At 72.8% G+C, this 25,700-nt stretch carries 19 protein-coding genes and 1 pseudogene; 9 read left to right on the top strand and 11 right to left on the bottom strand.

Annotated elements, in window-relative coordinates; translation table 11 throughout:
- Nucleotides 1-103: 103 nt before the first annotated feature.
- Together CEB94_RS05960 and CEB94_RS05965 are read left to right on the top strand one after the other, a co-directional pair.
- Nucleotides 104-3,016, top strand: a complete 2,913-nt coding sequence (locus CEB94_RS05960) for an ATP-binding protein (RefSeq protein ID WP_175431165.1) — start codon at nucleotides 104-106, stop codon at nucleotides 3,014-3,016.
- Nucleotides 3,017-3,202: 186 nt separating this feature from the next.
- The gene (locus CEB94_RS05965; protein WP_246111740.1) at nucleotides 3,203-4,294 is read left to right on the top strand and encodes an SGNH/GDSL hydrolase family protein; all 1,092 of its coding nucleotides are present in this window, start codon (nucleotides 3,203-3,205) and stop codon (nucleotides 4,292-4,294) included.
- A gap of 25 nt (nucleotides 4,295-4,319) precedes the next feature.
- Here CEB94_RS05965 and CEB94_RS05970 read toward each other — a convergent pair whose 3' ends face one another.
- A complete protein-coding gene (locus CEB94_RS05970) occupies nucleotides 4,320-5,801 on the bottom strand; it encodes an MFS transporter (protein ID WP_175436910.1) in 1,482 nt (493 codons plus the stop codon).
- A 418-nt stretch (nucleotides 5,802-6,219) separates the two neighbouring features.
- On the opposite strand from CEB94_RS05970, the gene CEB94_RS05975 reads away from it, so the two are divergent.
- Entirely contained in the window at nucleotides 6,220-6,663 is a 444-nt protein-coding gene (locus tag CEB94_RS05975; RefSeq protein WP_246111741.1) for a response regulator transcription factor, read from the top strand.
- Between the two features lie 241 nt (nucleotides 6,664-6,904).
- On the opposite strand, the gene CEB94_RS05980 is transcribed toward CEB94_RS05975, so the two are convergent.
- From CEB94_RS05980 to CEB94_RS06015, 7 genes are all read right to left on the bottom strand, one after another.
- A complete protein-coding gene (locus CEB94_RS05980; RefSeq protein WP_175431166.1) occupies nucleotides 6,905-8,308 on the bottom strand; it encodes a cytochrome P450 in 1,404 nt (467 codons plus the stop codon).
- 132 nt (nucleotides 8,309-8,440) lie between these two features.
- On the bottom strand, nucleotides 8,441-9,547 hold the full coding sequence (locus CEB94_RS05985; protein ID WP_175431167.1) for an NAD(P)/FAD-dependent oxidoreductase: 1,107 nt from the start codon (nucleotides 9,545-9,547) through the stop codon (nucleotides 8,441-8,443).
- A gap of 164 nt (nucleotides 9,548-9,711) precedes the next feature.
- A complete protein-coding gene (locus CEB94_RS05990) occupies nucleotides 9,712-10,875 on the bottom strand; it encodes a substrate-binding domain-containing protein (RefSeq protein ID WP_175431168.1) in 1,164 nt (387 codons plus the stop codon).
- A 46-nt stretch (nucleotides 10,876-10,921) separates the two neighbouring features.
- Entirely contained in the window at nucleotides 10,922-11,977 is a 1,056-nt protein-coding gene (locus tag CEB94_RS05995; RefSeq protein ID WP_175431169.1) for an ABC transporter permease, read from the bottom strand.
- Nucleotides 11,974-13,524: a sugar ABC transporter ATP-binding protein gene (locus CEB94_RS06000; protein ID WP_175431170.1), complete on the bottom strand. Its 1,551-nt coding sequence runs from the start codon at nucleotides 13,522-13,524 to the stop codon at nucleotides 11,974-11,976. Before CEB94_RS06000 ends, CEB94_RS05995 begins: the two co-directional genes overlap by 4 nt.
- A 117-nt stretch (nucleotides 13,525-13,641) precedes the next feature.
- Nucleotides 13,642-17,088: a SpoIIE family protein phosphatase gene (locus CEB94_RS40765; protein ID WP_246111742.1), complete on the bottom strand. Its 3,447-nt coding sequence runs from the start codon at nucleotides 17,086-17,088 to the stop codon at nucleotides 13,642-13,644.
- Between the two features lie 145 nt (nucleotides 17,089-17,233).
- Nucleotides 17,234-17,656 (bottom strand): YjbQ family protein, encoded by a 423-nt coding sequence (locus tag CEB94_RS06015; RefSeq protein ID WP_031137210.1) that lies wholly within the window; start codon nucleotides 17,654-17,656, stop codon nucleotides 17,234-17,236.
- Nucleotides 17,657-17,784: 128 nt separating this feature from the next.
- Here CEB94_RS06015 and CEB94_RS42185 point away from each other — a divergent pair, with 128 nt between their 5' ends.
- The 4 genes from CEB94_RS42185 to CEB94_RS06030 all read left to right on the top strand — a co-directional run bounded on the left by CEB94_RS42185 (nucleotide 17,785) and on the right by CEB94_RS06030 (nucleotide 20,702).
- Complete coding sequence (locus CEB94_RS42185; protein ID WP_349817350.1) at nucleotides 17,785-17,868, top strand: putative leader peptide; 84 nt, start codon at nucleotides 17,785-17,787, stop codon at nucleotides 17,866-17,868.
- 164 nt (nucleotides 17,869-18,032) lie between these two features.
- On the top strand, nucleotides 18,033-18,902 hold the full coding sequence (locus CEB94_RS06020) for an ABC transporter permease (protein WP_175431171.1): 870 nt from the start codon (nucleotides 18,033-18,035) through the stop codon (nucleotides 18,900-18,902).
- Nucleotides 18,875-19,615: an ABC transporter ATP-binding protein gene (locus tag CEB94_RS06025; RefSeq protein ID WP_175431172.1), complete on the top strand. Its 741-nt coding sequence runs from the start codon at nucleotides 18,875-18,877 to the stop codon at nucleotides 19,613-19,615. The genes CEB94_RS06020 and CEB94_RS06025 overlap by 28 nt, the downstream gene beginning before the upstream one ends.
- A 55-nt stretch (nucleotides 19,616-19,670) precedes the next feature.
- Nucleotides 19,671-20,702 (top strand): ABC transporter substrate-binding protein, encoded by a 1,032-nt coding sequence (locus tag CEB94_RS06030; protein WP_175431173.1) that lies wholly within the window; start codon nucleotides 19,671-19,673, stop codon nucleotides 20,700-20,702.
- 62 nt (nucleotides 20,703-20,764) lie between these two features.
- On the opposite strand, the pseudogene CEB94_RS06035 reads toward CEB94_RS06030, so the two are convergent.
- Nucleotides 20,765-21,187, bottom strand: a pseudogene (locus tag CEB94_RS06035) (serine hydrolase); the annotation flags it as partial.
- A 120-nt stretch (nucleotides 21,188-21,307) separates the two neighbouring features.
- Between CEB94_RS06035 and CEB94_RS06040 the strand changes: the two are divergent.
- Nucleotides 21,308-22,384: an NAD(P)-binding domain-containing protein gene (locus CEB94_RS06040; protein WP_175431174.1), complete on the top strand. Its 1,077-nt coding sequence runs from the start codon at nucleotides 21,308-21,310 to the stop codon at nucleotides 22,382-22,384.
- 24 nt (nucleotides 22,385-22,408) lie between these two features.
- On the opposite strand, the gene mltG is transcribed toward CEB94_RS06040, so the two are convergent.
- Together mltG and CEB94_RS06050 are read right to left on the bottom strand one after the other, a co-directional pair.
- The gene (gene mltG, locus CEB94_RS06045; protein WP_175431175.1) at nucleotides 22,409-23,254 is read right to left on the bottom strand and encodes an endolytic transglycosylase MltG; all 846 of its coding nucleotides are present in this window, start codon (nucleotides 23,252-23,254) and stop codon (nucleotides 22,409-22,411) included.
- Nucleotides 23,255-23,297: 43 nt separating this feature from the next.
- Entirely contained in the window at nucleotides 23,298-25,100 is a 1,803-nt protein-coding gene (locus CEB94_RS06050) for an ABC transporter ATP-binding protein (RefSeq protein WP_175431176.1), read from the bottom strand.
- Between the two features lie 86 nt (nucleotides 25,101-25,186).
- Here CEB94_RS06050 and CEB94_RS06055 point away from each other — a divergent pair, with 86 nt between their 5' ends.
- The gene (locus CEB94_RS06055; protein WP_175431177.1) at nucleotides 25,187-25,636 is read left to right on the top strand and encodes a MarR family winged helix-turn-helix transcriptional regulator; all 450 of its coding nucleotides are present in this window, start codon (nucleotides 25,187-25,189) and stop codon (nucleotides 25,634-25,636) included.
- Nucleotides 25,637-25,700 lie beyond the last annotated feature (64 nt).

Here is a 25,700-nt window from a genome sequence, read left to right on the forward strand (position 1 = left end):
ACCCTTCTTCGTCGTGCTCGTTCCAGAATCCGGAACGGCGCCCATCGGGAGGCGTACGCTCACGCTGCCTCCCGATGGCCGACGACAGGAAGCGGTACGGCACATGGCGCATGAGCTGCGGCAACCCACGCCCGAGACCCGGCCGTTGCTCGAGCGCCGCAAGGAGCTCCGAGCGCTCGACTCGGCGTTGACGGGCCTGCGGGACACCGTCGACGGCGTTCCCCAGGCGCCACGCGGGGGGCTCCTCGCCTTCACCGGCCCGGGAGGGATGGGCAAGACGGCCCTGTTGACCGAGGCCCGGGCCCGCGCCCGCGCGCAGGGGTTCACCGTGCTGTCGGGCAGGGGCGGTGAGAAGGAACAGGGTCTGGCGTTCCACCTGGTGCGCCAGGTCGTCCAGCCCGCGCTGGCGTCGATGGACGAGAAGGAACTCCGTACCTTCCTGGGCGGCTGGTACGACATCGTCGCCGCCGCGCTCGGCCTGGTCGCGACGCCGAGCGGCCATGTGCCGGATCCGACCGGGGTGCGTGACGGCCTCGACTGGGTCATGACGCGCCTCGCGGTGATGAAGGCCCCCGTCGTCCTGCTGCTGGACGACCTGCACTGGGCCGACGTCGAGTCACTGAGCTGGCTCGCCTCGTTCGCACCCCGGGCCGTGGATTTGTCGCTGCTGATCGTCGTGGCCTTCCGGCCCGAGGAACTGCCGCTCGAGGCGGCCGCGTTCAGCGCCCCGGTGGCCGACCTGGGGAACCGTCCGTTCGCCCTGGCGCCGCTCAGTGCCACGGCCGTGGCCCGGATCGTCAGGGACGAGGTCGGCGAGGAGGCCGAGGACGGGTTCTGCGAGGAATGCTGGGAGGTCACCGGAGGGAGCCCGTTCGAGGCGGTGGAACTCTCCATCAGGCTCGGCGAGCGCAATCTGCGGGGCACCAGCGAGGATCTGCCCACGATGCGCGACCTGGCCGCCGCGGTGAAGGGACCGGGGCTGATCGAGCGGCTCCGGGCGTTGGGCACCACGACCGTCCGTTTCGCCTATGCCGCGGCCGTCCTCGGGCAGGCCATCTCGCCGGAACTGGCCGCCCGTGTCGCGGCGATCGGCAGCACGGCGGCGTCCGAGGCCGCGGAGAAGCTGCGCGCCGCCCGCTTTCTGGCCGACGGCGAGGGGCCCGGCGAGAGTCTGGAGTTCGTCCACCCGCTGATCGCCACCACGATCTACCGGTCCATCGGAACGAGCCTGCGGGAGGGCATGCACAACTCGGCCGCGGAGGCCGTGCGGGCGGCCGGGCTCGGCCATGCCGCCGCGGCCCGGCACCTGCTGGAGGTGCCCTGCGAGGGCAGCACCGAGGCGGTCGCCTGTCTGCGGGAGGCCGCCCGTGAAGCCCTGCACTCCGGCGCCCCGGAGGCGGCCCGGCGGCTGCTGAACCGGGCCCTGCAGGAGCCGCCGCTGCCGGAGGAGCGCGCCGCGCTGCTGCACGAACTCGCCTGCGCGACCTTCCTCATCAAGCCCACGGCCACCGTGGCGCATCTGCGGGAGGCACTCGCGGAACCGGGCACCGACCCCGAGCTGCGTGCCTCGATGGTGTACCGGCTGACCCAGGCGCTGGCCCACACCGACCGGATGGCGGAGGCCGCGACGGTGGCCGCCGACGAGGCGCAGCGGGCCGCCGCCCATCCCCGGATCCGGCTGCGGATGCAGGCCGACCACTTCGTGTGGAGCGCGTTCCGCACCGACGAGGCGGACTCGTCCGGCCGTTCGCGGGCGCTGGCCCGGTTCGCCGACCGGCTGTCCGGCCGCGGTCTGGAGGAGCGCTGCATCCTCGGGTCGCGCGCCTGGGACGCCATGATGCGCGGCGAGCCCCGGCAGAAGGCCCTCGCGTACGCCGAGGAGGCCCTGCGCGGCGGGTTGAGCTGGACCCATGAGAACCGGGGCTTCGAGGTGCCCGTCTCGGTCGCGCTGGTGTTCATGTACTGCGACCAGCCGCGGCGGGCCGAGGAACTGTTCGCGAAGGGCATGGCCGAGTGCGCGTCGAAGGGCTGGCGCGGCTCCCATCTGGCCCTGGGCCAGACGCTCTCCGGGTACATCCGGTACCGGCGCGGCTGCCTGGCCGAGGCCGAGAACCTGGTGCGGGAGGGCCTGCGCATCGCCGACCGGGTGGAAGGCGCGGTACCCGCCCAGTGGTTCGCCATCGGCATCCTGATCGAGACCCTGCTGGCCCGCGGCCGCGTCTTGGCGGCACGCCGGCTCGCCGACAAGTACCACTACGGCGACGTCATCCCGAACGCCGTCATCTACCCTGACCCGCGCACCGTCCACGCCGAGCTGCTCCTGGCGGAGGGCCGGCCCGAGGAAGCCGCTGCCCTGCTGTCCGGCGTCGGCGAGTGGCTGGAGGGCCGGGACTGGCGCAATCCCGCGTGGTGCCCCTGGCAGCTGGGACTGGCCTCGGCTCTGTCCCGCAGCGCTCCCGACCGGGCGGTGCGCCACGCGCGGGACGCCGTGAAGCGGGCCCGGGACTTCGGCGCGGCATCCGCGATCGGCCAGGCGCTGCACGCCGAGGCGGATGCGACGGGCGGTGAGGCGGGCCTCGATCTGCACGCGCAGGCCGTCGACCATCTGCAGCGGTCGCCCGCCGCGTACGAACTGGCCCGTGCCCTGGTCGGCCACGGCGCGGCGCTGGCCCGCGTGGGCCGCCTGCACGACGCCGCCGACCGGCTCTACCAGGGCCTGGAAGGCGCGGTGCACTGCGGTGCCGAGGGCCTGGCCGCCCGGGCCAGGCGGGAACTGTCCGCGGCCGGACTGCGGCCGCTGCCGCTGCGCTACCCGCAGACGGACACGCTCACCGCGCAGGAGCGCAAGGCCGCCGAGATGACGGTGCGGGGCCAGGCCACGGCGGTCGTCGCCAAGGAACTGCACCTCACCGAGCAGGGTGTGCGGCAACTGCTGTCGTCCGTGTACCGCAAGATCGGCACGGACGCGGCGGGCCTGGCCGAGGCTCTGGAGACGTTCCCCCGGCCGCGGCCGTGACAGGCGGCAGCCACGGGCGGGCCACCGCGCGGCGCCCGGACGGGCCCGACGCGGCACCGGAGCCTTTAGGCCCGACCCATGACCAACGCCCTTCCACGTCCCACCACTTGACGTTGAACCGTTTCACTGGTTCCCTCGAAAGGCTGCCTATGGGAGCGCTCCCATTCCCCATATGAAGGGAACCCCGTGCAGACATCCCCCCACATCTCCCCCAGACGCGCCCTGTCGGCCCTCCTCGCGGCCGTGCTCATGGCCTGCCTGCTGTCCTGGGCCGGCGGCTCGCCCGCGCAGGCCGCGCCCGGCGACGGCTCGGTGTCCGATCCCGACATCGCGGCGGCCGCCCCCGGGCAACCCGGCGACCCCAACATCAAGTTCGTCGGCCGCTGGGACACCACCGGCTCCAGCACCGCCTACACCCCGTACTGGGCCGGCGCGTACTACCGGGTCGGCTTCACCGGCCGGACGGTCAAACTGAAGCAGCGGGGCACCATCGACCTGTGGGCGCGGATCGACAACGGGCCCGTGAGGTTCTTCGACGACGTCAAGGGCACGGTGAACCTGACCCCGTCGGCCCTCTCCCCCGGCAACCACACGCTCCAGGTCAATTACCAGGTGGTGGCCGGATCCTACAAGGGCGACGCCGTCTTCCAGGGGCTGGTCCTGGACAGCGGCGCGACGACGTTCACACCGCCGGCCCCGGCCGAACTCGTCGAGTTCGTCGGCGACTCGATCACGGTGGGCACGACGAGCTCGCAGAACGCCCGAACCGCCTACGGCTGGCTGATCGGGGAGCGGCTGGGTGTCGAGCACACGCAGATCGCACAGGGCGGGGCGTGCCTGGTGGCCGCGGCGGACGGATGCGTGGGGCTGGAGCGGCAGTTCACCAAGCTCAAGCCGAACGCGGCGACGCCCGACTGGAACTTCTCCCGCTACCGGGCCGACGCGGTCGTCATCAACCTCGGCACCAACGACGTCGGGCACGGGGTGAGTTCGGCGCAGTTCCAGTCGGCGTACAGCAGTCTGCTGCGCAAGGTGCGGGCCGCGTATCCGCAGGCGTGGATCTTCGCGCTGGAGACGTTCCGTGGGCGGTTCGTACCGCAGACCGAGGCCGCGGTGAAGGCCGCCGTCGCCGGTGGTGACGGGCGGGTGTCCTTCGTCGACACGACCGGCTGGCTGGGCTCGGGCGATCTGACGGACTCGGTGCATCCCAACGACCGGGGGCACCGGGTCATCGCCGACCGGCTGGCGCCGGTCATCGCGGCGCGGATCGGCTCGTAGGGCCTGAAGGGTTCGGGGGCGGGCCTCACATCGGGCCGGGGCCCGCTCCTCCCTTGAGGCGTTCCAGGTCGGAGGGGCGGACCTGGATGACGATCACGGCGATCAGCGCGGCCACGGCGGTGAAGATCGCCGCCATGATGAAGGCGGCCGAGATGCCGGCGGTGAGGATCTCGTCGGACCACGGTTTGGGCAGTTGCCCGGTTCGTTCGAACCGGATGCGTTCGGCCGGGGTCGCCTGCTGGAGGAAGGCCGGGACCTGCTTGTCCGCCTCGTTGGTGCTGGCCGTGCCGTACATCGTGACCAGGATGGACAGCCCGAGGGAGCCGCCGACCTGCTGGGTGGCGTTGAGCAGTCCGGAGGCCGCGCCCGTCTCCGGCGTGGACACGTTGGACAGCGCCATGAGGGTCAGTGACACGAACTCCATGCCCATGCCCAGGCTGAAGACGAGCATCGGGCCGAGGACGCTGCCCGCGTAGGTGGAGTGGACGTCGGTCAGGGTCAGCCAGGCCAGGCCCACCGCCGCCAGGATCGCGCCGATCACCATGAACGGTTTGGGCCCGTAGACGGGCAGGAACCGCGAGGCGAGTCCGGCGCCGACGGCGATGACCGCGCTGACCGGCAGGAAGGCCAGTCCGGCCGCGAGCGGGCTGTATCCGAGCACGTTCTGCACGAAGAGCGTGAGGAAGAAGAACATGCCGAAGATGGCGGCGGCCAGGCACAGCATGATGCCGTAGGTGCCCGCGCGGTTGCGGTCGGCGAACATGTGCAGCGGCGTGATGGGCTGCTTCGAACGCCGCTCGATGAGGATGAAGGCCGCCAGGAGGACGACCGCTCCGGCGAACGAGGCGAGGGTGAGGGCGTCCCGCCAGCCTTCCTGCGCGGCTCTGATGAAGCCGTAGACGAGCAGCACCATGCCCGCGGTGGACGTGAGGGCGCCGGTGATGTCGAAGTGGCCCGGGTGCCGTTCCGACTCCTTGATCCAGCGCGGCGTGGCCAGGGCGATGAGCAGCCCGATCGGGACGTTGACGAAGAGCACCCACCGCCAGTTCAGCCACTCCACGAGCACCCCGCCCGCCAGCAGCCCGATGGCGCCGCCGCCCGCGGAGACCGCGGCGAAGACGCCGAAGGCCCGGTTGCGCTCGGGACCTTCGCGGAAGGTCGTGCTGACCAGCGAGAGGGCGGTCGGGGAGGCGATGGCGCCGCCGACGCCCTGCAGGGCGCGGGCTCCGAGGAGTTGGCCGGCGTTCTGGGCGAATCCGCCGAGCAGGGAGGCGAGCACGAAGAGCAGCACGCCGAAGATGAAGACGCGCCGCCGGCCGAGGATGTCTCCGGCCCGGCCGCCGAGCAGCAGCAGACCGCCGAAGGTGAGGGTGTAGGCGTTCACCACCCAGGACAGGCTCGTGGTGGAGAACTCCAGCGAGCTCTGGATGTGCGGCAGCGCGATGTTCACGATGGTGATGTCGAGGACCACCATCAACTGGCATGAGGCGATGACGAGCAGCGCCATCGCGTTTCCGCCACCACCGGATTCCCTGGTGGTGGTCGCCTGTGGTGAAGCCGGCTGCGGGCTGCTGCCTGCGGTGTCCACCGTTCGACGGTACGCCCGGCCCCCGGGCCTCACCACTCGATCACGCCGGCCCGGGCGGCCGCCCTTGCTGTGCGGGCGGCCAATTGCGCCGCGGCCCGACCTGAAATTCCCGCGATGTGCGGCGATAATCCGATCAAGGTGGCCCAGCAGGCCGCGTACGGCGGAGAGGGAGCGACCGTGATCCGCGTTCTTCTCGTCGAGCAGACCCGTCTCGTGCGGGGAGCGTTCACCGCCCTGTTGTCACGGGAGGACGACATCGAGGTCGTCGCCGAGGCCGACGGCGACGGCGACGTGGTCGCGCGCCCTGGCGTGCCGGCCGGACGTGGCGGTGATCGGCGTGGACTCCAGGGAGGGCGAGGAGATCGCCGCCCGGGGCGAGCTGCACGAGCGGCTGCCGGAGTGCCGGATGCTGCTGCGGATGGCCTCGACGGCACCCGAGCGGCTGCGCCGCATGCTCGATCTGCACGCCGCCGGTGTCATCAGCACCAACGCCCCGCCGGACCGGCTGGTCCACGGTGTCCGCAAGCTGGTACGGGGGCAGCGGTTCGTCGACCCCGAGTTCGCGCTGGCCGCGCTGGACGCGGGAGCGAACCCGCTGACCCCGCGCGAGGTACCGGTGCTGCGGCTGACCGCCGACGGTACGCCCACGCGGGAGATCGCCGACCGGCTGTGCCTGTCCGCCGCGACGGTCCGCAACCATCTGTCGGCGATCACCCGGAAGACGGGCGGCCGCAATCGGATCGACGCGATCCGGATCGCTGTGGAGTCGGGCTGGGTGTGAGCCTCGCGCCCCCGTTCGCGCCCCGTTCCGCGCCCTGACGGAAGAACGGCCGGGCAGGTCATCGAGGTGTACCTGCCCGGCCCCCGCGGGCCCTCGCGCCCTGTCCCGGGATCTGCCACGAGCATCCCAGCACGGGCGCACCGCCCACCAGCACCTTTTGTCACGCGTGCGGCGTGAATGCGTCATCCCGGAACCGTGCGGAACGCCGATGCGGGATGGGCGTTCGACTCGGTCGCTTCGGTCAGCGGCCGCCGCGGATGAGGCCCGTCAGATAGCGCCACAGCGAGGAGCGCTGCCGGGCGGACGGGTCCGGCAGGACCTCCTCGGCCACCCCCGGCGCGGGGCCGTCCGCCCAGGGCCGTGGGGGCGGCGCGGAGGCGAGTTCGTAGTGCACGGGCAGGGAGCGCAGACCCCGCATGAACGGCGAGGAGCGCCAGGGGAGTTGGTCGGCGGGCAGGGCGAGGTCGAGGTAGTCGAACCGCTCGAACAGGCGCCCCACCCCGGCCGCCGCGACCGCCGAGGCGAGCTCCCGCGCCGGGCACTGGCGCGGTCCGGCTCCCCAGGACAGGTGGGCCCGGGTGCTGATGGCGGTGCCCGAGGCGACGTGGTCGGCGAAGAGCGGGTCGGCGTGGGCGGCGCCCGGGGAGACCCACACCGGGTCACCGGCCCGGATCGTGTAGTTGCCGAGCCGGGTGTCCCGGGCCGCGAAGCGCGGGACGAAGTTGACCAGCGGCGGCTTGCGCATGACCACCCGGTTCATCGTCTCCCTGACCATCCCGGCGGACAGGCTGGCGCGCACGCTGCCCTCGCCCGAGAGGACCTCCACGACGGTGTTGGAGATGAGGATGCCGACGTGGTCGGAGGTCATGCCGAGCAGCATGAACAGCTCGCGGGCGAGATGGTCGAGCGACAGGCCCGGGTGGGCGGCCAGCAGGTACGAGGGGAAGTCGTCGCCCGGCTTCTCCAGCTTCAGCGCGGCCAGTTCGGCCAGCGTCGCCAGCAGTCGCTCCAGGGCGGCCTCGGCGTCCGGGCCCGCGTCGAGCACGCGCCACATGTCCATCAGCGCGTCGTCGCCCTGCGAGCCGGGGAAGCCCAGCAGATGGCTGGCCACCATCAGCGGCAGCGGGCGGGAGAACTGCGCGGACAGGTCCGCCACGCCGGTCTTGCCGCCCTGGCCGACGAGGGTGATCAGTTCGTCGGCGTATGCGGTGACGGCGGACTTCAACCGCTTGGCCTGGGGGTGGCGGGGGTCCTGGAAGGGCTTGAGGGCGACGTCCCACGCGGTGCGCAGCGGCCGGTAGCCGGGGCCGCCCTGGATCAGGATGTGGTTGACCTCCAGGGAGGGTCCGAGCGGCCAGTCGGCCGGCACCCTGCCCTCGGAGCGGGCCCGCCAGTTCTCCAGGCCCTTGGGCCAGCCGTCGGCGTCCTGGAGCACCTGGAGCGACTCGCGGTAGCCGAGGACGAGCCACGCGGGCACCCCCAGCAGGTCGACCGGCGCGACCGGGCCGTGCTGCTGGCGCAGCCGCTCGTACACGAGCGCGGGACGCGTCTCGTAGTCCCTGGTCAGCAGCGGCTCGGGATCGAGTGCCTCCAGCCTCGTGTCGTCCAGGTCCACGGATCCGCCGTCACCCCACTGGGATTCCATCGTCTTGCCACCCTCCGACACGCCCTGTACCGGCACACCATCAGTCGGTAGCCGGAAACGGTGGGGACCCTACCCCAGGCTGAACCCACGGGTAACGACGGGGGTGGGGTGGTGGGGGCGGCCCGGCGCGGGTCAGGCGGCCGTGTAACCGAGTTGACGGCGCATGTAGGGCGTCATGAGGCTCTTCGCCTTGGCCAGGGTGGTGGTGCGGCTGCCGAGGACGGCGGACTCGCCACCCGGCACGGGCAGCACGGTCAGTCCGTCGGCGGGGCCGAACGGCACGATCAGCGGGGTGCGCCGGCTCGGGCGGTACAGGCGCGGCTCCTTGCGGTGCTTGCCGGAACTGTGCAGGTAGGAGCGGATGTTGTGGGTGGCGATGTCCGCCTGGGCGAGGGCGGCGGGGGTGACCTTGAGTTCGCTGACGTCGTTCACGTCGCCGACGGCGAACACGTCCGGCCTGCCCTCGACCCGGAGCGCGGGGTCGACCTTCACGCGCCCGGCCTCGTTGAGCCAGTCGCCGTGGCCGGCCAGGCGCAGCCAGAGCGTGTTGGGGGTGGTGCCCGTCGCCCAGAAGGACAGGTCGGCCTCGATGACGGTGCCGCGGGCGTCGCGGTAGGTGCCGAAGTCGTTGCCGGGCGACATGAAGGAGTCGAGCCGTACCTCGATGTCGTGGGACTCCAGCCAGGCCAGGGCCTTGCGTCCGGGCCGGGCGTTGCCCGTGGAGTCGAGCAGGGCGGGCCCGGAGTGGGCCAGGGTGACCCGGGCGTCGGGGCGGGCGAGGCGGATCTCGGCGCTGAGTTCGACGCCGCCGGGGCCGCCGCCGACGACCAGGACGTGCTCTGCCGTGGCGACGTTGCGCTGGTGCTCGGCAAACGACTTGGCCGCTTCCTCGGTCGTGGTGCCGGTGAAGCGGGCCGGCTCGGGGTAGTCGGCGCCGGTGGCGATCACGACCACGTCGTAGGGCAGCCGCTCGCCCGTGGCCAGGACGACCTGCCGCTCGGCGGTGTCGATACGGACGGCCTTGCCGGTGGCCACCCGGCCGTGGCGCAGCAGCCGGTCGTAGGGGATGAAGGGGGTGTGCGTCCACTCGGGGTGCACTCCGGCGCGCAGGGAGGCGACGCGGTGGAAGAAGACCTCCTTGCGGTCCACCAGCGTGACCCGGGCCGTGTCGTCCAGCCGCTTGGCCAGCCGGACACCGGCGTAGCCACCGCCGATCACCACCACGTCGCCGTCGTCCACACCGAGTCTCCTGTGCCTTGGGGGGAGCGAGGGCCGCCGCGGACGGGCCCCGCTCGGATCGACCCCCGGCGGCCACTCGACTGACGCGACAGTAGCGCTTGAAAGCTAAAGGGATTCCGGGGTTCCGTGCATGTTCCGTGAAGAGATCGGCACCTGACCGGCCGTCACTTCCCCCAGATCTTCCGGTACGCCTCCCGGTAGCCCGACGGATCCCAGCTGGAGGCGCCTTCGCTGTTGCCGGCCGTGGCGATGTGCACGGGAGCCACGTACCCGCTGTCGGGGCGGCCGGCGAAGGCGCGGTTGAACTCGTCGACGATCTGCCAGCCCTGGAGGGACAGCGGCTCGGGCACGGTGGCGGCCTGGTACTGCCTGCTGTTGACGCGCTGGAAGGCGGACGGGTCGCCGTCACCGGCCCCGATGTTGAAGGGCGGCCCGGAGCCCTTCTCGCCGGCGGCGCGGAAGGCGGGGGCGGCGTCGGCGAAGTACAGGTCGTTGATGGCCACGGAGTGGGTCCAGCGGTCCTGGAAGCGGGAGAGCAGGGAGGAGATCTCCCTCGGGGTGCGGCTGCTGGCGTCGGGGATCGGGATGTTCTCCACCGAGAGCAGCCGCACGCCCTGACAGCTCGCCAGTTCCTCGCGGATCAGGTCGGACTTGTTCCGCGCGAAGGGGATCGACGCGTCGGTGATGAGCACGACCCCGGCGCGGCCGTTGGAGTCGGAGATGATCCACTGCGCACTGACGCGGGCCACGTCCTGGACGCGGGTGGTGACGTTGGTGAACAGGTCGGGCTGCCGGCTGGGGCCGGGCTCGGGGACCGCGTGCCAGCCGATGAGCGGGATGCGCTGCGCGTTGGCCCGGGCGGCCTGCTGGGCCGTCGAGTCGGGGTCGAATCCGCCGATGACGATGCCCGAGGGCCGCAGGGCGACGGCTTCGCTCATGGCCGCCTGGATACCGGCCGGGGTGCCGCCGCCGTCGATCACCCGGACGTTCCAGCCGATGGCCCGGGCGGCGTCCCGCACCCCGTTCGCGGCGCCCGCGACACCGGGGTTGGTCATCGTCTGGGCGACGTAGACGATGCTCTTGCCGGACACCGCCTCGGGGCCGCTGGTGGGCCCTCCCCAGGGGATCTCGGCCCGCTCCGCCCGGGTGACGGCTTCCCGGGCGCGGGCGTGGACGGCGGGGCAGCCGCTGGGGCCCGTCGCGGTCTCGTCCGCGCCGTCGGAGGAACCGCGTTCGCAGCCGGTGAGGGCGGCGGCCGAGGCCAGCAGGGCGCAGGAGGCGAGCCGCACGGTGCGGACTGCGGGGGCGGCCTTGCGGGTGCGGTGCACGGGAACTCCAGTGAGGGGGTCGACGCGGCGGGGCGTGCCGAGAGGGTCAGGGCGGGGCCGTGCCGCCCTCCCGCGCCGGGGAGGACGGGGGCGGCGCGGCGGGGGTGTCGCGGGCCGCGCCGCCGCGCAGCCGGCGGCGGGCGGCGTATCCGGCCAGGCCCACGGCGATGAGCAGCGTGCCGCCGTTGAACAGCGGGACCGTCCAGAACTCGGCGCCCAGCTGGGCGATGCCGGTGAGGCCGACGGCGAGGACGGCGACGGCGACGACGGTGCCCAGGGCGTTGGGCCGCCCGGGCTTGATTGCCGTGGAGCCGAGGAGGGCGCCGACGAAGGCGGGCAGCAGGTAGTCGAGGCCCACGCTCGGGTTGCCGATCTGCTGCTGGGCGGCGAGCAGCACACCGGCGAATCCGACGATCAGGCCCGAGGCGGCGAACGCGTAGACGGTGTACGTGCGGGTCGGGATGCCCACGAGCTCGGCCGCGCGCGGGTTCGACCCGACGACGTACAGGTACCGGCCGAGCGGCAGCCGCTCCAGCACCAGCCAGAGGACGGCCGCGAGGGCGAGCACGTAGAAGGCGGGGACCGGGAGGCCGAGGAACGTGGAGTCGTAGAGGTCGGTGAACGCGAGCGGCAGGCCCTGCGGGCCGGGGACGATCCGGCCGCCGTCGGTGATCCAGCCGGTCACGGCGTACATCATGCTGCCGGTGCCGAGGGTGGCGATGAAGGAGTCGATCCGGCCGAACTCGACGATGACGCCGTTGAGGACGCCCACGACCAGTCCTCCGGCGAGCACGGTGAGGCAGGCGAGCGGCCAGGGCCAGCCCTCGTGGACGACGAGCTGCAGCACCATCACATGGGCCAGGCCGAGGCCGTAGCCGATGGAGAGGTCGAACGCGCCGGTGACGACGGGCACCATGGCGGCGAGGGCGAGGACGGCCGGGATCGACTGGTTGGACAGGATCGAGTCGAGGGTGCCCAGCGTGGGGAAGGTGTCCGGCAGGGCGAGGGAGAAGGCCAGGTAGAGCAGGGCGGTGAGGACGAGCAGGCCGTAGGCGCCGATGTGGTGGCCGGGGCGGCGTCGCGGCCGGGGCGGCGGCGTCACGGGTGACCGGCCGTGGACGGGGGCAGGGCCGAGGCCGCCCGGGTGAGTCCGGCGACGGTGAGGGCGGGGCCGTTCAGCTCCGCCGTCACGGTTCCGCGCACGAAGACCAGCGTGCGCCGGCACACGCTCGCCACCTCCTCGAAGTCGGTGGACAGCAGCAGCACCGCGAGGCCCGCCTCCAGCGCCTCCTGGAGCAGGCGGTGGATCGCGGCCTTGGCGCCGATGTCGACGCTCGCGGTCGGCTCCTCCAGGATCAGCAGCCGCAGGTCCGCACGCAGCCAGCGGCCGATCATGACCTTCTGCTGGTTCCCGCCGGACAGCGTGGCGATGGGCGTCTCGCTGTCGCGGGGGCGCACCGAGAACCGTTCGATCAGGGCGGCGGCCCGGGCCCGTTCGCCGCGGGGGCCGATCCAGCGCGGTGCCGGCAGACCTCCCGCGCGGGGGTTGGCCAGGAGGTTCTCCCGTACGGTCAGCTCGGCGAGGCAACCCTCCCGGAGCCGGTCGCCCGGCACGAGCCCGACTCCGAGGGAGACGGCCTCCGCCACCGTGCGGGGCCGGTACGGCCGCCCGTGCAGCAGGGCCTGCCCGTCCAGCAGGGGGCGGGCGCCGGCGAGGGCGCGGCCCAGATCCGTGTGCCCGGCGCCGGAGAGGCCGACCAGGCCGAGGATTTCCCCGGCCGCGAGCTCGAAGCCGACGGGTCCGGCGCGGGCGGTGCGCACGCCGTCCAGGGCCAGGACGGGGGGTGCGTCGGCCGGGGACGCGGCGGGGCGGTGGACGGCCGGTTCGTCCGCCTCGCCGACGATGTCGCGGACCAGACGGGCGGGGCTGTGGTCGGCGAGCCGGCCGTGGCTGACGACGCGGCCGTCCCGCAGGACGGCGAAGGTGCCGGCGACCCGGTACACCTCGTCCAGGCGGTGGCTGACGTAGAGGATCGCGTGTCCGCGGTCGCGCAGGCCGTGCAGGACGCGGAAGAGGCGGGCGCAGTCGGCTGCGGGCAGGCGGGCGGTCGGCTCGTCGAGGACGATGAGCCGCGCACGCGCCGCCAGGGCCCGGGCGATCGCGACCAGGGAGCGGTCGGCGGGCGCGAGGCCGGAGACCGGCGTGTCGGGATCGAGGTGGGCGGCGACGATCCCCAGGGCCTCGACGCAGCGGGCGCGGGTGCGGCGCCAGGAGATCAGCCCGGTCCGGCGGCCGTACCCGGTGGTCAGGGCGATGTTCTCGGCGACCGTCATCCACTCCACGAGACCGAGGTCCTGGTGGATGAACGACATGCTCCGGGTGGCGGCGGGGCTGCCGAGGGGTTCCCCGGCGACGGTGACCTGCCCCGCGTCGGCCTGGTGGACTCCGGCGAGGATCTTGATGAGAGTGGACTTGCCGGCGCCGTTGGGCCCGAGCAGCGCGAGAACGCTGCCGGGGTGGACGTCGAGGTCGGCCCCGGCCAGCGCGACGGTGCCGCCGAACCGCTTGCTGAGTCCGCGGATCCGGACCAGCGGTTCCGGCCCGAAGGGTGATGCCGCCTCCGGGGGTGTGTCAGGAGCGTCGCGCACCCGATCAAATTACAGCATTTCGGGCATTTTTCGGCTCGCCGCGACGCCAAAGGGGCGTGGCCCCCAGGGCGGCCGGAGCAGGACCAGGCGTTCGGCCCGTCCGGGCCGGTGGCCGCGTCACGCCGCGTCGAGCCCGCACTCGGCCCAGATGACCTTGCCCTCGGGCAGATAGCGCGTGCCCCAGCTCTGCGAGAGCTGCGCGACGAGGAACAGACCGCGTCCGCCCTCGTCCGTACTGGCGGCACGGCGCAGGTGCGGGGCGGTGTTGCTGGCGTCGGAGACCTCGCAGATCAGGGTCCGGCCGTAGAGCAGCCGCACCCGGATGGGCCCGGCGCCGTGCCGGATGGCGTTGGTGATCAGCTCGCTGAGAATCAGCTCCGCGGCGAACCCGGTCTCGTCGAGCCCCCGGTCGGACAGCCACCGCATGGCGGACGCCCGGACCTCGCCGACCAGGGACGGGTCGGCGGACAGCTCCCAGGTGGCGATCCGGCGGGGGTCCATGGCGTGGACGCGGGCGACGAGCAGGGCGATGTCGTCGTGCGGGTGCGCGGGTGCCACGGTGTCCAGGACGGCCTGGCAGGTCTCCTCGGGGGCGCGCTCGGGATGGGCCAGGGCCTCGCGCAACTGCTCCAGGACGACGTCGACGTCGCGGTGCCGGTCCTCGATGAGCCCGTCGGTGTACAGGACCAGCTGACTGCCCGCGGGGAGGTCGACCTCGACGGCGTCGAAGGGCAGGCCGCCCAGGCCGAGCGGGGGCCCCGCCGGCAGGTCGGGATAGGTCACGGTTCCGTCGGGGTGGACGATCGCGGGCGGCGGGTGACCGGCGCGGGCCATCAGGCACCGCTGCGACGTCGGGTCGTAGACGGCGTAGAGGCAGGTCGCGCCGATGACGCCGGCGCCCTTGCCGTCGGGGTCCTCCCGGTCCAGGCGGCCCACCAGGTTGTCCAGGTGGGTGAGGACCTCCTCGGGCGGGAAGTCGAGCTCGGCGAAGCTGCGGGCGGCGGTCCGCAGCCGGCCCATGGTGGCCGCGGAGAGCATGCCGTGACCGACCACGTCGCCGACCAGGAGCCCGACGCGGGCCCCGGACAGGGGGATGACGTCGTACCAGTCGCCGCCCACGTCCGATTCGGCGGGCAGGTAACGATGGGCGACCTCGACGGCGTCCTGGTCGGGCAGGCCGTGCGGGAGGAGCCGGCGCTGGAGCGCCAGGACCATGGTGCGCTCGTGGGTGTAGCGCCGGGCGTTGTCGATGGACAGGGCGGCACGGGAGGCGAGTTCCTGGGCCAGGGAGCGGTCGTCGTCGCCGAAGGAGCCGCCGGCCCGGTAGAAGCAGGCGACGCCCAGGACGACACCGCGGGCGAGCAGGGGCACCGCGATGAGGGAGTGGACGTGGGCCAGCAGGCGCGCGGTGTGCTCCGGGTCCTGGGCGAGCCAGCCCGCGGCGGCCTTCAGGTCCGGTTCCAGCACGGCCTCGCCCCTGCTGAGGCAGCGCAGCTGGGGCGTGGTCGGGCCGAAGTCGACGCGCTTGCCGGGCGGTGTGAAGGGCAGGCCCTCATGGATGCCGAGGACGACCGTGCGGCGCAGGTCGGCGAGGGGGTCGGCGGACTCCTCGCCGCGCAGCACGGCATCGGGCAGGTCGATGGTGACGAAGTCGGCAAGTCCGGGGACCGCGGTCTCGGCCAGTTCCTCGGCGGTGCGGCGCACGTCCAGGGTGGTACCGATGCGGGTGCTGGCCTCGGACAGCAGCTCCAGACGGCGGCGCGCGGCCAGGGCGTAGGCCCCGACGTGCGGCTCCCCCAGCATCACCAGCCCCCGGGCCGGGAACGCCGCTTCGGAGTGCTCCCCCGCCGCACCCGACCCCCCACCGGCCGCGAGAACCCCGCCGGGCTCGTCGCCCCCACGGCCCCCACGCCCACCACCGACCGCGAAACCCGCACCGGGCTCGCCGAGACTCGGGCTGCCGTCGGACGGGGCGGGCTCGGAGGTACTGCCGTCGCCGTCGGACGGGGCGGGCTCGGAGGTGCTCCGGCGGCCGTCCGCCGTGACGGACTGCGCGGGGGTCCGGTCGTTGTCCGCCGTGGCAGGAGCGGCGGGAGTCGGGCCGCTACCGGCTGAGACAGTCATGCCGGACTCAGCGGGCACGCCGCGCCCGTCGGCCCCATCGAGCCCAGTTGCCCCGCCGTCTCCGCCGGCCCCGATGGCCGCACCGGGCTCACCGAGACCCCGGTCGCCGTCGGACGGGGCGGGCTCGGAGGTACTGCCGCGACTGTCGGCGGGGGTGGGCTCGGCGCTGCCGCGGTGGCTGTCCGTCGTGACGGGCTCGGTGCTGCTTCGGTGACCGTCGGCCGTGGTGGGCTGCCCGGCGGTCCGGGCGCCGTCCGCCATGGTGGGTCCGGCGAGGGTCGGGGCGGTGTGCGCGGAGGCGGTCGTGCCGGGCTCGACGGGCGGACCTGGCCCCTCCGTCCCGCCGGGCCGCGTTGTCCCGCCGTCTCCGTCGGTCGTGACGACTGGGCCGGGGGCCGCGGCGAGGTGCCCGGACGGCAGGATGATCGCCGGGCGGGCGGCGGAGAGCGGGACGGCGGGGGCGGTCAAACCGGACAGCTCGTCCATCTGGTGCGGTATGACGAGCGGCGCCCCAGCCGGGGAGCCGGGCAGCACGGCCTCGATGGCGATGCCCCGCACACCGGAGCCGCTCGTCACCGGATGGCTCACGAGCGTCACCCGCCGCCCGTCGGGCAGGGTCACGTCGGCGGCTCCCCGCTGCGCACCGGAGATCAGCTCGGCGGCCTTCTCCCGCAGGATCGCCTGGTCACGGGGGTGGAACTCGTTCGCCAGCACGTCCAGGGCCACACCGTGATGCGGACCGGCGGTGCCGGCCCCGGTGGCCAGGTACGTCCGCAGCAGGGCGCGCTCGCGCGCGGAGCTCTGCCCCAGCAGCCGCCGCTCGATGCCCTCGGCCGCCCTGCGGATCGCGACGCCCAGCGCGGGCCGCTCGAAGCCGCGCGGATAGCCCAGGCACAGGACGCCCTCGATGCGTCCGCTGAGCGGGTCGCGGACGGGCAGCGCGACGCAGGCGCTCTGCTGGGAGCGCTCCGGGAAGTGCTCGGCGCCGTAGACGCGGATGAGCTGCCGCTCCGCCAGGGCCAGCCCGATGCCGTTGGTGCCGGCGACCTGCTCGGCGAACACGAACCCCGGGACGACCTGGATGGCCGGGAGGTTCCTGGCCATCGACGGGTCCCCGAAGCGGCGCAGCAGGACCGTCCCGTTCGCGTCGGCGACCGAGATGTTGACCTGGCTGCCGGCGAACGTGGCCTGCAACCGGTCGAGCACCGGCGCGGCCGCCCGGACGATACGGCCGCCCGGGTCGAAGTCCTCCCGGTAGGGCAGGTCGAACGTGTCCGGCGACAGACCCAGGGAGCGGCAGCGCTGCCACGAGTTCAGGATGGACGTCCGCACACCCGTCTCGACCGGCTCGCCCTGCAGAAACAGCTCGCGCAGACTGGCGGGCCCCGTGCCGTCCGTCGCACGCCCCGCCGGCCTGGGTTCCTCGCCGGATCGAACCACGCTTCGCCTCACTTGCGCCCGCGACAATCCGCTGCTCGGAAGAGAATCTGGCATTGATGAGGATACGGGCATTACGGGCAGGCGTCACGGCGCACCAGTGCCACACGGAACCGGCGCCCGGCAGGCCGGGGCGGCGGAACCGCACTCACCCCAGGAAACTCAAGCGCACCTTCCGTTCCGGATTATCCCTGTTGGTGTCCACCAGGCACACCGACTGCCAGGTGCCGAGTTCCAGCCGCCCACCCAGCACCGGCAGGGTCGCGTGGGGCGGGACGAGGGCGGGCAGGACGTGGTCGCGGCCGTGTCCGGGACTGCCGTGCCGGTGCTGCCAGCGGTCGTCGGCGGGCAGCAGGGTGTGCAGCGCGGCCAGGAGGTCGTCGTCGCTGCCGGCGCCGGTCTCCAGGACGGCGATGCCGGCCGTCGCGTGCGGCACGAAGACGTTGAGGAGACCGTCGCGGCCGGCCGCCGCCTCACGCAGGAAGGACTCGCAGTCACCGGTGATGTCGAGGACCCTCTCCGCGGCACCGGTGCTGACGTTCAGGACTCGGGTGGTGAAGACATCTGACATGCCCCCATCCTGACGCACGCGCCGAGCTTCCCCGGGCTCCCCCGGGCCACCGGGCGGTGGCGATACGGACGTCCCACTGATCGAGACGCCGTTGACCGTGCGCATGCCAGCTGGCTAGGTTCTACGGCATGTTGCGTTCAGCCCTGCTCACCACGCGCGGTCACATCGACCTGCTGCGGGTGGCCTCCGCCGCGTGTCGCCGCGGCTGCTGACGCCCTCCTCTCCTCACCTCCCGGCTGCTTCGCCGACGTTCCGCCTGCCCGCTGATCACTCCTGATCCCGCCGGCCCGGCGGCGGCGAGGCACGCCTCCCAGGGCCTCACCCTCCCCCGGGCCCGCGCTCTCCCCAGCCCACGCTCTCCCCCTGTGGAGCCCTCATGAGCATCAGCCATGCCCCGCCCGTGTCGGAAGAACCCGATATTTCGCCTGTATCGGTTTATGATCTCGACCTCCAGCCCCTCGTCCCCACCTCCTCCCGCCGCACCCGCGTCCCGCGCTGGCTGCGCCGCACCACCGGCCCGGTGCTGCTACTGGCGTTGTGGCAACTCCTCAGTGGCACGGGCGCGTTGCCCCCGGACGTGCTCGCCTCGCCCGGCCGGATAGCCCGGGTCGCCGCAGACATGCTGGCCGACGGCTCCCTTCCCGCGGCCATGGGCACCTCGCTCCAGCGGGTCGCCGGCGGGCTGCTGCTCGGTCTGGCCGTCGGCACCGGACTCGCCCTGGTCGCGGGCCTGTTCCGGATCGGCGAGGACCTCGTGGACGCGCCCGTGCAGATGCTGCGGACCGTGCCGTTCGTGGGACTCATCCCGCTGTTCATCATCTGGTTCGGCATCGGCGAGGCCCCCAAGGTCGCCATCATCACCCTCGGCGTGACCTTCCCGCTCTACCTCAACGTCTACGCCGGAATCCGGGGCGTGGACGCCCAGTTGATCGAGGCCGGGGAATCCCTCGGACTGTCGCGGTGGGGACTCGTGCGGCATGTCGTCCTCCCGGGCGCGCTGCCCAACGCCATGACCGGCCTGCGCTACTCACTCGGCATCGCCTGGCTCGCCCTGGTCTTCGCCGAGCAGGTCAACGCCGACTCCGGCATCGGCTTCCTCATGGTGCAGGCGCGGGACTTCCTGCGGACCGACGTGATCGTGGTCTGCCTGGTCGTCTACGCCTTCCTCGGCCTGCTCGCCGACTTCATCGTCCGCTCTCTCGAAAAGGTGCTGCTGCAATGGCGACCGACGTTCACCGGCCGGTGACCCCCCAGGCGGTCCACGTCGAGGGTCTCACCCGTTCCTTCGACGGCCGTGCCGTCATCGACGACCTGCGACTGGACGTCCGGCCGGGCGAGTTCGTGGCCCTGCTCGGCCGCAGCGGCTGCGGCAAGTCGACGCTGCTGCGCATCCTCGCCGGGCTCGACCGCGACATCGAGGGAAGCGTCCTGGTGCCGCGCCGCAAGGCCGTCGCCTTCCAGGCACCGCGGCTGATGCCGTGGAAGAAGGTGTGGCGCAACGTGCTGCTCGGTCTGCCCGGCACGCCCGGGCGCGCCGTCGCCGAGCAGGCCCTCGACGAGGTCGGCCTCGGCCACCGCACGGACGCCTGGCCCAAAACCCTCTCCGGGGGCGAGGCCCAACGCGCCTCTCTCGCCAGGGCGTTGGTGCGCGAGCCCGATCTGCTGCTGCTCGACGAACCGTTCGGCGCACTCGACGCGCTCACCCGCATCAAGGCCCAGCGGCTCGTGGGTGAGCTGTGGCAGCGCCGCGGCTGCGCGGTGCTCCTCGTCACCCATGACGTCGAGGAGGCCGTGCTGCTCGCCGACCGCGTCCTGGTGATGGACCGCGGGGTCATCGCCCACGAGCAGCACATCGGCCTCGAACGTCCCCGCGACATCACCGACCCGCGCTTCGCCGCCCTGCGCGCCGGCCTCCTCGAACGCCTCGGCGTCGAGGCGACGGCCGCCGAAGCCGCCTGAACCTCCCCGCGTACCGCCCGTACACCCCCGTACGGCCCACACGAACGGAACCGCCATGCGACGACGACGCCTCACCCCCGCCGCCCTGCTCCTCCCCCTCGCCCTCCTGCTCACCGCCTGCGGCGGCAACTCGGCAGCCGGTACGTCGGACGGCGGCACCGACGGGCACGGCTCGGTCACTCTCCATGTCGGTGACCAGAAAGGCGGTTCGGAGGCCATCCTGCGGGCCGCCGGGGAGCTGAAGGATCTCGACTACACGATCAAGTGGTCGACGTTCACCTCCGGCCCGCCGCTGCTGGAGGCCATCAACGCCGGGGCCGTCGACACCGGAGGGGTGGGCAACACCCCACCGGTCTTCGCGGCCGGCGCGGGTTCGAAGATCAAGGTCGTGGCCGCCTGGCACGGCACGTCCAGGGGCGACACCATCCTCGTCCCGAAGGACTCGCCCCTGAAGAGCCCCGAGCGGCTCAAGGGCCGTTCGGTCGCCGTCGCCCAGGGTTCCTCCGCGCACTTCCAGCTGGTCGCGTCCCTGAAGAAGGCCGGACTGAAGCTGAGCGACGTCAAGGTCAAGTACCTCCAGCCGGCCGACGCCCTCGCCGCGTTCACGTCCGGCAAGGTCGACGCGTGGGCGGTCTGGGACCCGTACACCTCGCAGATCCTGCAGGCACGGCAAGGGCGGGTGCTGACCGACGGCGACGGCGTGACCAACGGCCACACCTTCCAGGTCGCGGCCCCGGCCGCCCTGAAGGACAAGAAGAAGGCCGCGGCCCTCAAGGACTACCTGGAGCGGCTGCGGCGCGCCTACACCTGGGTGTACGACCACGAGGAGGAGTGGGCGAAGGTCTGGGCGCAGGACACCGGGCTTCCCGAGGAGGTGGCGCTGGCCGCGGTGAAGCGCACCTACACGACCCGGATCGCGGTCGCCGTCGACAAGCCGCTGATCGCCTCCGAGCAGGAGATCGCCGACACCTTCACGGCGTTGAAGCTCATCCCGCGGAAGGTGGACTTCGCCGAGTTCACGGACACACGCTTCAACGGCGATCTGCCGCCGTCGACGACACAGGCGCGCCCTTCCACTGGTTCGTGAGGCGGCCGTGGGGTCCCCCGCCGCCGGGCGGGGGGCCCGCGCGTCACGGCCTCGACGAGTTCGAACAGCGCGGTGGCCGTGAAGGTCTTGGTCTCGCTGCCGATCCGGACGGAGGAGTCGGCGGTCATCGGCAGACGGGTGACGGTGTCGGCCACTCGGGTGGCGCGGACGTAGCTCCCCTTGCCCTGCATCCACAGACCGACGACGACAACGGGGATGCCGGCCTGCTCGCGGACCTCCGCGATGGCCCGGTCGAGCCGCTCGGTGATCTCGGGGCCGAGGCCGTGCCGCGGGACGTCGTCGTGGCCGGGCGGGCGGACGTCGTCGTGGCCGTACCGGGCGGGGGTGGGGGCGGCCGTGGCGGGCAACGTCGCCATGGGGGCCAGTACGGACGCCACGAGCAGTGCCGCGGCGAGCAGACGGCGGGAGGGAGTACGTCGCATGAGGGGGCGCCTCTTCCGGAAGATGGCGGGTCGGGAATTCATCACCAGGCGGCCCCCGGCCGGGGCCTTCCTGCGGTCCGCCGGCCGGAGGAGTCCATTCGTTCGGAGCCGCAGGGCCGCCCCGCCGGGAAGATCCCCGACCCCGTCCCCGTTAGTAGAAGCGTGAACAACACGCGCGAGGTCGAGGCAGTGGTCATCGGTGCTGGTCAGGCCGGTCTGGCAGGCGCCTATCACCTGCGGCGATCCGGTTTCGAGGCGGACCGCGACTTCGTCGTGCTGGACCACTCCCCCGGCCCCGGCGGCGCCTGGCAGTTCCGGTGGCCGTCCCTGACCTACGGCAAGGTGCACGGGATGCACGCCCTGCCGGGCATGGAGCTCACGGACGCGGATCCGGCGCGGCCGTCCGCCGAGGTGATCGGCGAGTACTTCGACCGTTACGAGCGGACCTTCGACCTGCGGGTCAGGCGCCCGGTGGACGTACGGGCCGTGCGCGAGGGGCCCGGCGGGCGGCTGCTCGTGGAAACCTCGGACGGCGACTGGTCGGCGCGGGCGCTGATCAACGCGACCGGCACCTGGGACCGGCCGTTCTGGCCGCGCTATCCGGGCCAGGAGACCTTCCGGGGGCGGCAGTTGCACACCGCGCAGTACCCCGGGCCCGAGGAGTTCGCCGGGCAGCGGGTCGTGGTGGTGGGCGGCGGCGCCTCAGGCACCCAGCACCTGCTGGAGATCGCCTCGTACGCGGCGGCCACCACCTGGGTGACGCGGCGCCCGCCCGTCTTCCGTGAGGGGCCCTTCGACGAGGACGCGGGGCGCGCGGCGGTCGCGCTCGTCGAGGAACGGGTACGGCAGGGACTGCCGCCCCGCAGCGTTGTCTCGGTCACCGGGCTGCCGCTCAACGACGCGATCCGGCAGGGCATCGAGGACGGTGTGCTCGACCGGCAGCCGATGTTCGACCGCATCTCGCCGACCGGGGTGGACTGGACCGACGGCCGTCATGCCGACGCCGATGTCATCCTCTGGGCCACCGGTTTCCGCCCCGTCATCGACCACCTCGCCCCGCTCCGGCTGCGCGCCCCCGGCGGCGGCATCCGCATGGAAGGCACCCACGCGGCCGCGGACCCCCGCGTCCATCTGGTCGGCTACGGGCCGTCGGCCAGCACCATCGGAGCGAACCGGGCCGGTCGCGCGGCCGTACGGGACATCAGGCGGCTGCTGGAGCGGGAGCCGGTCGCGGCGTGAGACGGGACCGGGCCCGCCGGGCCCTCACCCGGCCGCCTGCGCCCCGCTCTTCTTCTTCTGCGCGTTGTACTCCGCGACATTGCGCTGGTGTTCCTGGTAGTCCGCGGTGAAGCGGGTGTCGCCCGGGCGGACCGTGACGAAGTACAGCCAGTCGCCCGGGGGCGGGTTGACGGCCGCGCGCATCGCCTCCTCGCCGGGGTTGTCGATGGGCGTGGGCGGCAGGCCCATGCGCTGGTACGAGTTGTAGGGGCTGTCGATGCGGGTGTCGCTCTCCGTCGTGCGGAGGGTGGAGCGATTGAGGGCGTAGTTGAGGGTGGAGTCCATCTGCAGCGGCATCCCGCGCTCGAGGCGGTTGAAGATGACCCGGGCCACCTTGCCCATGTCGGCCCTGGTGGCCGCCTCCGCCTGGACGATGCTCGCGATGGTGACGGCCTGGTACACGTTCATGGCGTTGCGCTGCGCCCCGGCCGCGATGGGCGCGCCGTTGAACTTGTCGTTGGCGGTGTCGACCATCAGCGCGAGGAGCTTGTCCGGCGTGCCCTTCTCCTGAAGCGGATAGGTGGCCGGGAAGAGGTAGCCCTCCGGGTTGCCCTCGGCCTCGTTCGGCAGTTTCAGCACGGCCTTGTCCAGGGACTTCTTCGTACTGCCGGCGGGCAGGGCGAGGGCCTTGTCGACGGCCGCGTAGACCTGGCTCGCGCGCCAGCCCTCCGGGACGGCCAGGGTCGTGGGCCGGCTGTCCTTCTCGGTGCCCAGGGTCAGCAGCGGCACCGCCACGGCGGTACCGACCACGACGGCTCCGGTCGCGACGAGGGCGATGCGGCCCCGGCGCGTCAGTTGAATCGTGCTCCGTGGCGGAGTGTTCTTCTGCATGCGGGCACGGTAACCCGCATATCGTCACAAACCCGGCATATTTTCATCTTGTCGGTTCCAGTTGGGCGTCCCGGCGTACGAGTGCCGCATACCGGCCGCCCTCCTCCAGGAGCTCCTCGTGCGTGCCGCGTTCGACCGCGCGGCCCGAGTCGAGGACCACGATCTGGTCGGCACCGCGCACGGTGGACAGCCGGTGGGCGATGGTGAGGGTGGTGCGGTTGGCCGACAGGGCGTCGATGGCGTCCTGGACGGCGCCCTCGGTCCGGGTGTCCAGCGCGCTGGTGGCCTCGTCGAGGATGAGCACCGGCGGGTCGCGCAGGATGGTGCGGGCGATGGCCAGGCGCTGCTTCTCCCCGCCGGAGAAGCGGTGGCCGCGCTCGCCGACGACGGTGTCGTAGCCGTCGGGCAGGGTTGCGATGTGGTCGTGGATCTGCGCCGCCTTCGCCGCCTGGTGGAGTTCCTCGTCGGTGGCGTCGGGCTTGGCGAAGCGCAGATTGTCGGCGACCGAGGCGTGGAAGAGGTACGTCTCCTGCGAGACGACGCCGACCGCGCGCGCCAGGGTGTCGAAGTCGAGGTCGCGGACGTCGACCCCGTCGAGGGTCACGCGGCCGCCGGTCACGTCGTACAGGCGGGGCACCAGGTAGCCGAGGGTGGACTTGCCGGCACCGGTTGGGCCGACGACCGCGAGGCTGCCGCCGGCCGGGACGGTGAGGTCGATGCCGTCGAGGACCGGGCCGTCCTTGGCGTCGTAGCCGAAGGTGACGTTCTCGAAGCGGACCTCACCCTTGACCCGGTCGAGGCGGACCGGGTCGGGGCGCTCGGTGATGTCGATCGGCAGGTCGAGGTACTCGAAGATGCGCTGGAAGAGGGCGAGCGAGGTCTGGATCTGCACACCGGTCGACAGCAGGCTCACGGCCGGGCGGAACAGACCCTGCTGGAGCGAGACGAAGGCGACGATCGTGCCGATGGAGACCTCGGGGCCGCCCATTTGGAGTGCCATGCCGGCGGTCCAGTAGATGACGGCGGGCAGGGCGGCCATGACGATCGTGATGACGGCCATGCGCCACCGGCCTGCCATGTTCGACCGCACCTCCAGGTCGACGAGTTCCTCGGACTCGTCGGAGAAGGACTTCGTCAGCGAGTCGGAGCGGCCCATCGTGCGGCCGAGCAGGATGCCGCTGACGGAGAGCGACTCGGTGACGGTGGCGGCCATGGCGGCCATCTGCTTCTGGCGCTGGGTGGTGATCTTCCGGCGTTCGTTGCCCACCCGGCGGCTGATCCACACGAACACCGGCAGCAACAGCAGCGAGACGACCGTCAGGCGCCAGTCGAGGACGACCATCGCGACGATCGTCGCGACCACGCTGGTCAGGTTGGAGACCAGGGAGGTCGCGGTGGAGGTGACGGTGGCCTGCATGCCGCCGATGTCGTTGGCGATGCGCGACTGCACCTCGCCCGTGCGCGTGCGCGTGAAGAAGGCGAGGGACATGCGCTGGAGCCGGCCGTAGACGGCGGTGCGCAGGTCGTGCATGACGCGCTGGCCGACCGTCGTGGAGATCAGGGTCTGGAGAACCCCGAAGACGCTGGTGAGGACGGCGCTGAGGATCATGCCGAGGGCGAGCAGGCTGAGCAGGCCCGTGCGCCCCTGGGGGATAGCGACGTCGAGGATCTCCTTCAGCAGGAAGGGCGTGGCGACCGAGACCAGCGACGCGGCACCGACCAGCAGGCCGACGATCGCGAGGCGGCCCCGGTAGGGGCGGAAGAGGCCGAGGATGCGGCGGACCTGCCGGGGCTGCTCCTTCGAGTCGGCCGGCGGGGTCCAGGAGGCTTCACGGTCGGGATGCATGGGCTCCTACGAGGGACGCGGCGGATCAGATCACAGCTCATTGTTACCTATACTCACAATGAACGTCATCCTGATATTGTTCCCGCATGACCACGCCCGACCCCGACGGCCTGCTCGCCGAGCAGTTGCTGCGGCTCACCCGCCGCGTGCACCGCATCCAGAAGCGTCATCTGGAGCACCGCGACCTCGGCATCACCCCGGCCCAGTCCCGGCTGCTGCGCACGCTGGCGCACTGGGGCTCGCCGCCGCGCATGGCCGATCTGGCCGAGCGCCTGGAGGTGGTGCCGCGGGCCGTGACGACGCTGGTCGACGGCCTGGAGGCGAGCGGCAAGGTGCGCCGGGTCCCGGACCCGGCGAACCGGCGGGTGATCCGCATCGAGCTCACGGACGACGGCCGGGGCGCACTGCGCGAGCTGCGGGCGGCGCGCAGGTCGGCGGCGGAGGAGATCCTCGCGCCGCTGACGGCGGATCAGCGGGAAGCACTCGGGGGGTTGCTGGACACGCTGATCGACGGGACGCCGGTGCGCTCCTGCTGACCGGCCGGAACACGGAAACGGGGCGCGGCCGCCGCTCTCCTGCTGGAGCGCCGGCCGCGGCCCG

It is taken from the genome of Streptomyces hawaiiensis (genome assembly GCF_004803895.1).
GTDB classification, from domain to species: Bacteria; Actinomycetota; Actinomycetes; order Streptomycetales; family Streptomycetaceae; genus Streptomyces; species Streptomyces hawaiiensis.

Excerpts from the sequence above, each read along its gene's own strand:
- CEB94_RS05960 (WP_175431165.1), top strand. The coding sequence starts at position 104 with ATGGCGCATGAGCTGCGGCAACCCACGCCCGAGACCCGGCCGTTGCTC.
- CEB94_RS05970 (WP_175436910.1), bottom strand. The coding sequence starts at position 5,801 with ATGGCGCTGCTCGTCATCGCCTCATGCCAGTTGATGGTGGTCCTCGAC.
- CEB94_RS05980 (WP_175431166.1), bottom strand. The coding sequence starts at position 8,308 with ATGGAATCCCAGTGGGGTGACGGCGGATCCGTGGACCTGGACGACACG.
- CEB94_RS06015 (WP_031137210.1), bottom strand. The coding sequence starts at position 17,656 with ATGTCAGATGTCTTCACCACCCGAGTCCTGAACGTCAGCACCGGTGCC.
- CEB94_RS42185 (WP_349817350.1), top strand. The coding sequence starts at position 17,785 with ATGTTGCGTTCAGCCCTGCTCACCACGCGCGGTCACATCGACCTGCTG.
- CEB94_RS06020 (WP_175431171.1), top strand. The coding sequence starts at position 18,033 with ATGAGCATCAGCCATGCCCCGCCCGTGTCGGAAGAACCCGATATTTCG.
- CEB94_RS06025 (WP_175431172.1), top strand. The coding sequence starts at position 18,875 with ATGGCGACCGACGTTCACCGGCCGGTGACCCCCCAGGCGGTCCACGTC.
- CEB94_RS06030 (WP_175431173.1), top strand. The coding sequence starts at position 19,671 with ATGCGACGACGACGCCTCACCCCCGCCGCCCTGCTCCTCCCCCTCGCC.
- mltG (WP_175431175.1), bottom strand. The coding sequence starts at position 23,254 with ATGCAGAAGAACACTCCGCCACGGAGCACGATTCAACTGACGCGCCGG.
- CEB94_RS06050 (WP_175431176.1), bottom strand. The coding sequence starts at position 25,100 with ATGCATCCCGACCGTGAAGCCTCCTGGACCCCGCCGGCCGACTCGAAG.
- CEB94_RS06055 (WP_175431177.1), top strand. The coding sequence starts at position 25,187 with ATGACCACGCCCGACCCCGACGGCCTGCTCGCCGAGCAGTTGCTGCGG.